This window comes from Streptomyces sp. NPDC052236 (assembly GCF_044548015.1).
Lineage (GTDB): Bacteria > Actinomycetota > Actinomycetes > Streptomycetales > Streptomycetaceae > Streptomyces.
In genome coordinates, this window is the sequence record NZ_JBIUBL010000027.1 from 121,453 (window position 1) to 132,529 (window position 11,077).

Here is an 11,077-nt window from a genome sequence, read left to right on the forward strand (position 1 = left end):
TAGGTGCGTGGCTTGTCGCTCACTTGCTCGGCGATGCCTTGCCGGGTGAGGGTGACCAGGGCGTTGGCGATGGGCCGGAGGACTTCTCGATCAGGCGGCTGATCTTGGTGGCGGTGAACGCCTCACCGGGGTGCGCTTCGAGGTGGTCGATGACCATGTGCCGCAGCGCTCCGGGCGCGGGCCGGCGCCGAAGAACAGCAGGTCTCCCGGTACCAACGGCGAGCGTCTCGGGAGACGGGGCCCCGCGTCGAATAGGTCTTTGCCACGACGTCGGCGCCTTTGTCACCGTCAACGAGTCCGTGCCGTTCCACGGCTCCCGCTTCCCACACCACGGTGCTGGGCGTCAGTGGCCACAGATCTGAGCGGACGAGCCCGCGTCACAGTTCCCGGACCCTGGGGAGAGCCTCCTGCGCAATGCGGTGCAAGATCTCTTGGCCGGCGGCGTAGACCCCCTCCTCGCGAGGCCAGTGCACGACGAGATGGGTCACGCCCGCCTTGGCGTAAGCCTCCGCGAGGCGGAGGAAGGAAGCGGGTGACGTCAAAAAGTCCCCCGCCTGGTCCGTCACCACGAAGATCCGGTCGAGGTCGGCATCGTCCCGGCCGATCCGGTGGCAGGCGTCACGCACAGCTGCTACCTGGGCGGTTACTGCTTCCAAGCACTCCTCAGGCGTGAATCCCCGAGCCCAGTCGGCAGGGCCAACGGTGACCCACGCCTGGCCGTGGCGGGCCGCCAGAGCCAGCCCCCGAGGACCCGTACCGGCGATGGCCATCGGAAGCCGGGGGCGCTGTACACAGCCGGGGATCATCCGTGCGTCGTACGCGGAGAAATGAGTGCCGTGGTGTGTCGTGACCGGCTCCCGGAGGAGCCTGTCGGTCAGCGTGACGAACTCCTCGAAACGGACGGTCCGTTCGCCTCGGGAGAACGTCTGCCGTGTGGTGACGTTCGAGTCCCCGGCGCCGACGGAACCCGCCCCGATGCCGAGCACGAATCGACCGCCCGAGATGTCGTCGACGGCGATGGCGTCCTTCGCCGTTGTCACCGGGTGCCGGAAGTTCGGAGAAGCGACGAGGGTGCCGAGGGTGATCCGGCTCGTGACGCACGCGGCGGCGGTCAATACGGGAAACGCGGAGAACCACGCGCCGTCCTGGAGTCCTCGCCACGACACATGGTCATAGGTCCAAGCCGAGTCGAATCCCAACTCGTCAACCGTTCGCCATTGGTGCATGGCCTCCGGCCATCGCTTCTCCGGCAGGATCATGACTCCGGTACGCATGTGAACTCCAGACTTCAGTCGTCGACTACGGCGTCGGCTTCCACTTCCACCAGAAGCGCGGGATGGGCGAGCGCCGACACCTCGACGATGGTGCTGGCCGGCAGCACTTCCCCGAAGAAGGCGAGGTGGACCCGCCCGATGGCCTCAAGGGCGCTGATGTCCGTGACGTAGAAACGAGTGCGGATCACGTCCCGCAGCGACGCGCCGGTGTCTTCGAGTGCTCCCTGGACACGACGCAGGCACTCGGTGGTCTGGGCGACGATGTCCGCACCCCCGACCGGGCCTTCGGGAGCCGCGGCCGTACATCCCGCGATCGCCACCCACGGGCCGACCCGCACCGCACGAGAATAGCCAAATATCTCCTCGAAGTGAGTTCCGGCGGCGACGAGTTTATGTTCCAGCACAGTCTCTGTCTCAATTCTTCTGGATTCTTCTGGCCGGGCGGACCACCCGGGGGCGACGGGTACGGCAAAGAACGTAGCCGACATCTTCGATCCGTTGGTCCGCCCGTCTCGCCGGCGAGACGAAACGTTGCCGACTCGGATCGGAATTTTGACTTCCCACACAAACTTCCACGGAGACGACCGAGCGTAAGTTGACAACCTGAATCCATCCGGCACGGCCCTCCGCTTCCCACGGGTCCGGAGTCCGACCTCCCTACACACCGGAAAGCATCCATGAATTTTTCTGACATCAAAGCCCTGTCGTCCGCGATGCCGAAATCAGGGAGTTGGGAGTTCGGTGGCCACGTTTACGGACTGGAGCCATTGGCACTGCCTGCCCAATGGGTTCCCCGGGAATCCGGGCGGGATCTCCAGAATGCTGGGACGAATGCGGGACTGCTTCTGGAGGACGGTGCGTTCATGTCGACGGACGGGAATGATGTCTCCGACCTCGTCCCAGCCGACGACGCCGAGGTGGATCGCCTGTTCTGGTTCCGGTGGGTCACCGGCCATCAGACCACCTTTGTCCTCTGGCAACTCCTTGCCGCGACCCTGGACGAGGCGCGCTCTCCGGAGGCGGACCGGGACGCACTCGCTCGCAGGGCCCGCACTCTGGTCCGCGGCTACTCCTTGATGCTGCTCTACACCAGCTCCCCTCCCCGGCAGATGTACGAGCGGATCATCCGGGACCCCATGGCACGCCAGCACCCGAACCTCAGCGGGGCCTGGGCGCGTGACTACACCGATGTGCGTCCCCTCGTCAGAGGAAAGATCACGCTGGGTGGCGAGACGGAGGCCGCGGCTCTTGCTCGCGAATGCGAACTGAACGAACGCGTTCACGAAGGTATCGCCGCCCGCGTCGTCCCTTCGGGCGTGTCACTCCTGCTGACGCCCGGCGTACGTGATCAGGGCGTCCGCAGGCTGCACCGCCAGACGCTGCTGTGGCTGTACGACGGGATCTTCCTCACGACCAGGATGCCCGTCAGCCACGAAGATGTGCTACGGCAGGGGATCCGCAGAATCCACGCGATCCACCTCGACGTGTGCGCCAACGGCCTCTACCCCGTCTGTGCCCCGCAGACCGAGGACGAACCGGTCGCGCTCCTGGCCGGCGATGTCCTGGCCCTCAAGGATTCGTTCACGCGGACGCTGCGCGAGCTGGTGGAACTTGCCGTGATGCCAGGGACTGGTCCCGCGTACCAGCTTTCCACCTCCTGACCTTCGAATGGATAGGTTTTCATGACCATTTCGCAAGCCGTAGCCGGCACAGCGCTCTCCCAGGAGGACCGGTACTGTGCGGACACCTTCAACGGCGCCATCGCCTCAGCCGCCCTCAGCGCAGCCTGGGAGATAGGCCTGCTCGACGAACTGGCATCCGCCGGGCGCGTGGAGATATCCGCCTTCGTCGCGAGCCACGACGCGGATCCGGAGGCGGTGCGCGCCATCCTGGTCGCCCTCTCCAGCAGGCGGATCGTCAGCCTCGACGCCACACGGGCGGAAGCCGTCACCGACATGGGCTTCGAGAGCGCCTTCAGCACCAAGGGCTTCTTCTACTGGCTCACCCGAGGATGCGGAGAGCTGTTCACCACGCTGCCGACCATGATCAAGAAAACTGACCGGGAGGGCCACTTCGTACGGCGTGACGCCCGCGCGATCAGTGTGGCCTGCCGCAGCATCGCCCGTACCTTCTTCGACCCGCCTTTCCGGGAGCTGATCGAGGAGGTACATTTCCGCACCGTCGCGGACCTGGGCTGTGGGAGCGCGGACCGCATCGTGATGCTTGCCGGGCACCGGCCCGGTATCCGGGCCATCGGTATCGATATGGCCGAAGGCGCGATCTCGGTGTCCAAGGAAGCAGTCGGCGAAGCCGGTCTGGAGGACCGCATCACCCTGGTTCAGGACGATGTGCTGAACCTGACCTCGCGCCCGGACTACGAGGATGTCGACCTGGTGACGTGCTTCCTGATGGGGCACGACTTCTGGCCGCACGACAACGCGGTGCGGACGCTGCGCGGGTTGCGTGAGGCCTTCCCCAACCTGAAGAACCTGATCCTCGGCGACACCTGCCGCTCCACTGGTGTCGACGGTCCCGAGCACCCCATGTTCACGCTCGGATTCGAAACCGTGCACACGGTGATGGACCAGTACCTGCCCACCCTCGAAGAGTGGCAGTCCGTTCTCGACGAGAGCGGATGGCTCATCGCCGACCGACGGCTGATCGACCTCCCGGCGTTCAGCTTCATCTACCGACTCGCCCCGCGTGAGTCCGGAGGCACACGATGACCATGGACCAGAACACCGCGACCCCCTCTTCCACACCGCTCGTGGAGCAGGACCTGCCCGTCCTCTTGCAGATCCCGGGCCATTTCGGGGAGACCCCGTTCTACCTGACGAAGTCGATGCTCGGCGGCCAGGAGATCGAGATCGCCGGCGGCGAGATAAGTGACAAGGTCGGAAAGCCGGTGGCGGCCCCGCACACACACGAAGTTCCGGAGATCTATCTGCTGCTGTCTCCCGAGCCGGGCGGAGCAGTGATCGAGGTGAACGCCGACGGGGAGCTCTACGAGCTGACCTCGCCCGCGACGATGCTCATCCCGACGGGAACGGTGCATCATTTCGTCACCAAGAAGGCCGTTCCGGGGAGCTACTGCCTGGGAATCCTGCTCACCGGCGACAAGTCCGTCGCAGTAGGCTGACCTTGAACCGTGTCCCCGAGGCCGGGTTCCCCGTATGCCCCTGCGGGGTCCTGGCTCGGTCCCAGCCCCGGCCGGCTACCGGATCCGCCGGGTCCATCCGAACGTATCCGGGATCCGCCCATACTGGATGTCTGTGAGGCTGGCACGCAGCCGCTCGGTCACCGGGCCGGCCTTCCCCTCGTGGATCCGGAACTCTTCCCCGGCCGACCGGACCGTGCCGATCGGGGTAACCACCGCCGCGGTACCGCAGGCGAAGACCTCGTGCAGATGGCCGGAGGACGCGTCCGCGCGCCACTCCTCCATCGTGTACGGCCGCTCCACCAACCGGTGGCCGGCGGCCGCCGCAAGGGTCATGACCGAGTCGCGTGTGATACCGGGCAGGATGGTGCCGCCGAGCGGAGGTGTGACGAGCGTGCCGTCGTCGAAAACGAAGAAGACGTTCATGCCGCCCAGTTCCTCGACATACCGGTGCTCGGCGGCGTCGAGGAAGACGACCTGGTCGCAGCCGACAGCCGCCGCGCGGGCCTGGGCGGGCATCGAAGCGGCGTAGTTCCCACCGCACTTGGCCTCACCGGTGCCGCCGGGCGCGGCTCGCGTGTAGTCGTCGGAGACCAGCACGGTGAGCGGGGAGGTGCCACCGGGGAAGGCGGCCCCGACTGGGCAGGCGATGACGCCGAACAGGTATTCCGCCGCGGGGCGCACACCGATGAACTCCTCGCTGGCGATGAGGAACGGCCGCAGATACAAGCTCGTTCCCGGTCCGCCCGGCAGCCATTTCCGGTCCGCCCCGGCCAGCTCTTCCAGGGCAGCGAGGAAGAGCTCATCGGGTACCTCGGGCATGGCCAGGCGCCGGGCGGAAGCCCGGAACCTGCGGGCATTCATCTCCGGACGGAAGAGCTGCATGGCACCGTCGGGCGTCCGATAGACCTTGAGACCTTCGAAGATTTCCTGGCCATAATGCAGTACGGCGGTCGCCGGTGACATCGGTATCGGACCGAACGGCTCTACGCGCGGACTGTGCCAGCCTCTACCTTCTGTGAATCTGACGGTCACCATGTGTTCGGTGAAGACGGTCCCGAATACAGGTGCGGCAACCCGAGATTCTCGTTCCGTGTCGGACAATCGTGATTCCAAGAGGTTGCGCTCGAAGTCGGTCTGCGCGGCAGTGGTCACGGGATTGCCTCCAAAATATTGGCTCGTCTGTGACAGCGGTCAGGCTACCGTCGTGTCCCGCCAGCGAGACAAGAAATGAGCGATGGAGGACAGCGGTGAACAATCCTTTTGAGGACGCGGACGGCGTCTACCTGGTGCTGACGAATGATGAGAATCAGCACTCGCTTTGGCCTGCTTTCGCCGATGTACCGGCAGGCTGGAATCCCGCCCACGGCGAGGACACCCGGCAAGGGTGCCTCGACTACATCGAAGAAAACTGGACGGATATGCGTCCCAAGAGTCTGGTGACGGCGTCCGCCACACAGGAAGGCGCGTTGAATTGAATGCGGGAAGGCCGGAGCTGACCGGCACCTTTGGTGCCGTCTCCTCGACCCACTGGCTGCCCGCGGCGGCTGCCATGGCTGTGCTGGAGAAGGGCGGAAACGCCTTTGACGCCGCCGCTTCTGCCGGGTTCGTGCTGCAGGTCGTAGAGCCGCACTTCAACGGGCTGGGCGGCGATGTACCGATCGTCTCCTACTCGGCGGCTACGAACAGCGTGCAAGTGGTCTGCGGCCAGGGGCCAACGCCCCAGGCCGCCACCATTGACCACATCCGGTCGCTGGGACTGAATGAGATACCGGGGTCGGGTCTCCTGCCGGCTGTGGTCCCGGGCGCCTTCGGTGCCTGGATGCGGTTGCTGTCGGAGCACGGCACCCTGCCCCTGGCCGACATCCTTGACCACGCGATCGGATACGCGGAGAACGGATTCCCCCTCCTTGCCGGCACCGCCGACGCGATCGAGGTGCTGGCGCCGCTGTTCATGACCGAGTGGGTGGAGTCGGGTCGTGTCTACCTGCCGGACGGCCGTCCGCCCGCCGTTGGTTCGCGGTTCCGCAATCCCGTACTCGCCGACACCTACAAACGTCTTCTGCGTGAGGCAGCCGCTGTGGCCGGCGGGCGCGAGGCCCAGATCGCGGCCGCGGAGAGGGCGTTCTACCAGGGCTTTGTGGCCGAGGCCATCGACACCTTCGTCTCCACGACGGAGGTCCTGGACTCTACCGGCCGCCGCAACAAGGGACTGCTGACCGGTCAGGACATGTCCAACTGGCATGCGCCCGTGGAAAGGTCCGTGCAGCTCCAGTACGGGGATTACGCTGTGCACAAGCCGGGGCCGTGGTCGCAGAGCCCCGTCTTCCTCCAGCAACTCGCCCTGCTCGACGGCTTCGACCTGCGCGGTATGGGCCTGAACAGCGCGGACTACATCCACACGGTGGCCGAGTGCGCCAAGCTTGCCTTCGCGGACCGGGAGGCGTGGTACGGCGACCCGGACCACAGCGATATTCCGATGGATGTCCTGCTCAGCCCCGGCTATTCGGCGGAGCGCCGCAGGCTCGTGGAGGCGAAGGCCGCCGAAGCCCTGCGGCCCGGCTCCCCGTCCGGACGCCGGCCTTTCGTGCCCGAGCAGGTGGCCGACGCACCGGTGCCCACGGACAGTCACTGGATGAGCCAGATTCACAATGGTCTGCCGACCGTGGTGAAGGCTACGGCCGCGCGCAACGACACCTGCACCATCGTGGTCGCCGACAGGTTCGGCAATATGGTCGCGGCGGTGCCCAGCGGCGGCTGGTTGAAGAGCTCCCCGGTGATACCGGGCTTGGGTCTCTCCCTGGGCACCCGGGCGCAGACCATGACCCTCACGGAGGGACATCCCAACTCCTTCGGCCCCGGCCGCCGACCGCGCACCACGCTCAGCCCCAGCCTCGTCCTCAAACACGGCAAGCCGGCCCTGGCCTTCGGTACGCCCGGCGGTGACCGCCAAGACCAGTGGACGCTCGGGTTCTTCCTCGCCGTGGCCGAGTTCGGCCTCGACTTGCAGTCCGCGACGGAGACGCTCGCGTTCCACACCGATCATTTCGCCGCCTCCTTCACCCCACACGAGTCACGCCCGAAGGTCCTCGTCGTGGAGCGCGACTGCGATCCGGATGTCATCGAGGAGCTGCGGTCCCGCGGCCATGAAGTTGAGCTTGTACCGGAGTTGTCCCTGGGCAAGGTCTGCGCCGTTGGCGTGAACCAGGATCGGGATCTGCTCCAGGCCGCCGCGAGTCCTCGCGGCCGTCAGCCGTACGCCATGTGCCGCTGATCCGACCAGAGAATGGAAACTCCATGACCGACGCGTCCCTGGACACGCCTCCGCGGGAGCTGCCGGAGGTACGGCCCTCACCGTCCGGGCTCACGCTCCACCACATCGCCGTACAGACCGGGGACCTCGCCGCCAGCATCGACTGGTACCAGGCGTTCTTCGGGGCGGAGATCGCCTGGACACTGGACACGTACTCGGATCTCAGCATGGAACGGCTGCCCGGACTTTCCGGCCTGGCGGAACTCACCGCGGGCGGGCTGCGTTTCCATGTATTCACCCGCGGTGCCGAGCACGGGCGTCAACCGTCGGCGGACACCAACCAGTTCCAGCACATCTGCATCGAAGTGCGAACGTCCGAGGAACTGCGGGCCTGGCAGGCCCGGTGGCATTCGGTCCGCCAGTCGGGCGCGTACACCTTCGTGCGGGACGAACCGGCGACCGACGTCGTCGTCGACAGCGACGGTGTGGAGAGCTTCTACGCCTTCGACATCAATGGCGTCGAATTCGAGTTCACCTGCCTGCCGGGCGAGCGGGCCTGACATTCCGCACCAGACCGGCGTATTCAACGTGCCGGGACCGGCTTTGTCGGTCCCGGCATGATTGCTCCCTGTTCCGGGCCTGTGCGTACCGGACGAATCTATGCCGAGAGTGAAAAATGCACGCACGCCCGGCGTTCGCGGGAAGGGTGGGGCCCGACAATGCTGGACGATTGGAGAAGATGAATGGCCTTCACTCTGAACAAAATGATGAAGTCTTCCCCTTACCGGCCGGTTCTCAGCCACCGGACGGTGCGGCGCCTGCTGCCCGGATTCGCACTGTCCTCGTTGGGCGACGGCATGGCCGTGGTCGCGGTGAGCTGGTTCGCGATCGAACTGGCACCGGCCGCCGACCGCGCGGTGTGGGTGGCCGTGGCGGCGGCGGCCTACACACTGCCAGGCGCGTTCGGCGCACTTGTACTCGGACGGCTCCTGCGCGATCGCGCCCCCACCCAGCTCGCGGGCTGGGACGCGGCACTGCGGGCGTGCGCCTTGGGCGCCATCCCGATCGCCTACTTACTGGGCGTGCTCGGTATGGGGCTGTACGTCGTGCTGCTGGCGGCCTCTTCCGTGCTGCACTCCTGGGGACAGGCCGGCGTCTACACACTGCTGGCCCGGGTTCTGCCGGAACGCGATCACCTGGCGGGCAACGCCGTGTTGTCGACGATCGGCTCGTCCTGCACCGTCGTCGGTCCGATGATCGCGGCGCCTCTCATCATGTGGGGCGGAGCGGCAACCGTCATCGCTGTCGACGCGGCGACCTTCGCGGTACTCGCCGCCACTTTCCTCCTCGCGATCCGGACGAGTTCAGTGCCTGAACCCGCGAGGGACGTCGACGCCGACGCCGACAGCGACACCGCCTCCCGCGCCACGGGTTTCACGGTAATCCGGCGCAACCCCACGCTCCTCGGTCTGCTGGCCCTGAGCTTCGGATTCTTCTTCCTCTTCGGCCCGGTCTACGTGGCGCTGCCGCTGCATGTATCGGAGGACCTGCAGGGTTCCGCCGGGCAGCTCGCCGGCTTCTACACCGCCTTCGGAGTCGGTGCGGTGATCGGCGGGACGCTGACCGGCTATCTGAGCCAATGGCGGCTGTGGCCGACCACGATCGGCATAGTCATCGCCTTCGGGGCGGTCATGCTGCCGCTCGGCTTGGACGTCCCCCATATGGTCGCACTGGGGTCGTTCGCCATCGCCGGCCTGCTCTGGCCGCCGTACTCGTCGCTGTCCACCACGTTGTTCCAGCGTTCGACAACCGCTGCGCTGCTTCCGCAGGTCCTCGCGGCGAGTTCGTCGGTACGGGTGCTGTCCGTGCCGCTCGGTTCGGCGTTGGGCGGTCCGCTGGTCGCGGGCTTCGGGGCGGGGGACACACTGCGGCTCGCCGCCATGGGCATCGTGGTGCTCGGCCTGGCGGCTGCCGCGACTACGGCGCTCCGGACCCTCACGGCACGCCGGTCCGCATCATGTCAGTCACCGAGCCCGCGGCGCGGTGACTGACATGATCCCGTGGCTCACACCAGCAGACGTGACCGTGAGTTCGTGTGCACATAGAGCCGGCGCAGATCGCGCACGATATTGGTGCGCTTGAGCCAACGATCCGTTCCGTCGTACCGGGGTGCGAAAACGTCCCGGCCGTGTACCACGCGGTAGTTGTCGAGGAACACCGCTTCGCCCGCTCGCAGGACGACCTTGCGGGCGTCCTGGTGCAGCAGCTCGGCACACTCCCGCAGCGCCGCCGCCGCCGCGTCGTCGTCAGGGGCCGTACCGGTGAAGTCGGCGTCCATGCGCACGTAGGGGGAATCGGACGGGCCGAAGAGTACCGGGGCGGTCTCGTAGGGGCGCTCCTCCAGCCCGTTCGTACAGTCCGGGACGTGCGAGTCGTCGGCGTAGAAGCGGAATCGGCTTTCCCGAAGGACGGCCCGGGTCCGCGCCGACAGGGCGGAGGCGTCCACACGGGCCACCGTGGTGCCGACTGGATCCGGATTGCGCAGGCACATGAGCGCCACGTAATCGCCCCGGCAGGCGTGGAAGACGTCCTCGGTGTGCAGAGTCAGCCCCGCCTTGCTGCTGGCGCTCGTGAGTGATTCCTCCTGCCCCTTGGACGGGCAGACGTCATGCACCAGGCGCCCGTTCTGCTGGCTTTCCCAGGCGACCGGATCGCCCATTATGGAGGCACAGAGCAGCAGCACCACTTCCTCCAGGGCGCCGGCGCCGGCCGCTTCCGCCGCCTGCCAGTCGGCCGGGGTGGGCCCGAGGCAGGCCTGCACCGGCAGGTTTGCCAAGGTGACGACCTCCGCCTCGTCGGCCCGCGCACCCACCAGGAAGCGGCGGAGGCCAATCGGCAGAGTCTCGGCCTCCAGGCGTACACCGTCGGCGTCACGGATCGGGTGCCACGGTAGATGACCTGCCAGAAACCTCACGGCGGTTTTCAACAGGTGACCCTTTTCGGCCTCGTCAAGGGTATAGCGAATCAATGATCATACCTTTCGCTCATGGCCCGGGCGGGACGGAATCTCGTCCGATCTTTGAATTCCGCTTGTCTCGCCGGCGGGACAGTCCGGAATCATTCTGAGCCTAGTTTTCGCAATGCCAGACCGAGAGAATCGATAGCATTCGGAAATTGCAGGGCCCGAGAATTCTGACCGGCGCAGGCGTCGGACTCTCAGAGATCGCACCGCCTATTTCCCTGAGCGGGTGCCCGGCTGATGGAGCGTAGATGATGAACGAATCAGTCCATGTCGGCAACGGTCATCTGCTGGAGTTGTTCGAGGGGCGGGTGGCGTCGGGACCGGACGTGGTGGCCCTGTCGTGCGGCACACGGCGGGTGACGTATCGCGAA

Annotated in this window: 12 protein-coding genes; 7 read left to right on the forward strand and 5 right to left on the reverse strand. The window is 66.4% G+C overall.

Annotation, left to right across the window (positions count from 1 at the left end; translation table 11 throughout):
- Window positions 1-19: 19 nt before the first annotated feature.
- The 3 genes from ACIHCQ_RS34550 to ACIHCQ_RS34560 all read right to left on the reverse strand — a co-directional run bounded on the left by ACIHCQ_RS34550 (window position 20) and on the right by ACIHCQ_RS34560 (window position 1,678).
- The gene (locus ACIHCQ_RS34550) at window positions 20-157 is read right to left on the reverse strand and encodes a hypothetical protein (protein ID WP_399671594.1); all 138 of its coding nucleotides are present in this window, start codon (window positions 155-157) and stop codon (window positions 20-22) included.
- A gap of 220 nt (window positions 158-377) precedes the next feature.
- On the reverse strand, window positions 378-1,274 hold the full coding sequence (locus ACIHCQ_RS34555) for an LLM class flavin-dependent oxidoreductase (RefSeq protein WP_399671597.1): 897 nt from the start codon (window positions 1,272-1,274) through the stop codon (window positions 378-380).
- A 14-nt stretch (window positions 1,275-1,288) separates the two neighbouring features.
- On the reverse strand, window positions 1,289-1,678 hold the full coding sequence (locus ACIHCQ_RS34560; RefSeq protein WP_399671600.1) for a RidA family protein: 390 nt from the start codon (window positions 1,676-1,678) through the stop codon (window positions 1,289-1,291).
- 459 nt (window positions 1,679-2,137) lie between these two features.
- Between ACIHCQ_RS34560 and ACIHCQ_RS34565 the strand changes: the two genes are divergently transcribed.
- Genes ACIHCQ_RS34565 through ACIHCQ_RS34575 form a run of 3 tightly spaced genes read left to right on the forward strand, consistent with a single transcriptional unit; the run spans window position 2,138 to window position 4,413 of the window.
- Window positions 2,138-2,935, forward strand: a complete 798-nt coding sequence (locus ACIHCQ_RS34565; protein WP_399671603.1) for an L-tyrosine 3-hydroxylase — start codon at window positions 2,138-2,140, stop codon at window positions 2,933-2,935.
- Between the two features lie 21 nt (window positions 2,936-2,956).
- Window positions 2,957-4,000: a class I SAM-dependent methyltransferase gene (locus ACIHCQ_RS34570; RefSeq protein WP_399671606.1), complete on the forward strand. Its 1,044-nt coding sequence runs from the start codon at window positions 2,957-2,959 to the stop codon at window positions 3,998-4,000.
- Window positions 3,997-4,413, forward strand: coding sequence for a cupin domain-containing protein (locus ACIHCQ_RS34575; RefSeq protein ID WP_399671609.1), 417 nt, complete (start codon window positions 3,997-3,999; stop codon window positions 4,411-4,413). Before ACIHCQ_RS34570 ends, ACIHCQ_RS34575 begins: the two co-directional genes overlap by 4 nt.
- Window positions 4,414-4,488: 75 nt before the next feature.
- Here the strand turns inward: ACIHCQ_RS34575 and ACIHCQ_RS34580 are convergent, their stop codons facing one another.
- Complete coding sequence (locus ACIHCQ_RS34580) at window positions 4,489-5,586, reverse strand: branched-chain amino acid aminotransferase (protein WP_399671612.1); 1,098 nt, start codon at window positions 5,584-5,586, stop codon at window positions 4,489-4,491.
- A gap of 95 nt (window positions 5,587-5,681) precedes the next feature.
- Between ACIHCQ_RS34580 and ACIHCQ_RS34585 the strand changes: the two genes are divergently transcribed.
- The 4 genes from ACIHCQ_RS34585 (at window position 5,682) to ACIHCQ_RS34600 (ending at window position 9,735) form a co-directional block, all read left to right on the forward strand.
- Window positions 5,682-5,909: an MbtH family protein gene (locus ACIHCQ_RS34585; protein ID WP_399671615.1), complete on the forward strand. Its 228-nt coding sequence runs from the start codon at window positions 5,682-5,684 to the stop codon at window positions 5,907-5,909.
- Window positions 5,906-7,705 carry a gamma-glutamyltransferase family protein gene (locus ACIHCQ_RS34590; RefSeq protein WP_399671618.1) on the forward strand — a complete coding sequence of 600 codons (1,800 nt, stop codon included), beginning with the start codon at window positions 5,906-5,908 and terminating at the stop codon, window positions 7,703-7,705. Before ACIHCQ_RS34585 ends, ACIHCQ_RS34590 begins: the two co-directional genes overlap by 4 nt.
- Window positions 7,706-7,728: 23 nt before the next feature.
- Window positions 7,729-8,244, forward strand: coding sequence for a VOC family protein (locus ACIHCQ_RS34595; RefSeq protein ID WP_399671621.1), 516 nt, complete (start codon window positions 7,729-7,731; stop codon window positions 8,242-8,244).
- A gap of 204 nt (window positions 8,245-8,448) precedes the next feature.
- Window positions 8,449-9,735, forward strand: a complete 1,287-nt coding sequence (locus tag ACIHCQ_RS34600; RefSeq protein WP_399671624.1) for an MFS transporter — start codon at window positions 8,449-8,451, stop codon at window positions 9,733-9,735.
- A 14-nt stretch (window positions 9,736-9,749) separates the two neighbouring features.
- Here the strand turns inward: ACIHCQ_RS34600 and ACIHCQ_RS34605 are convergent, their stop codons facing one another.
- Window positions 9,750-10,670 carry a TauD/TfdA family dioxygenase gene (locus ACIHCQ_RS34605; RefSeq protein WP_399671628.1) on the reverse strand — a complete coding sequence of 307 codons (921 nt, stop codon included), beginning with the start codon at window positions 10,668-10,670 and terminating at the stop codon, window positions 9,750-9,752.
- Between the last annotated feature and the right edge of the window lie 407 nt (window positions 10,671-11,077).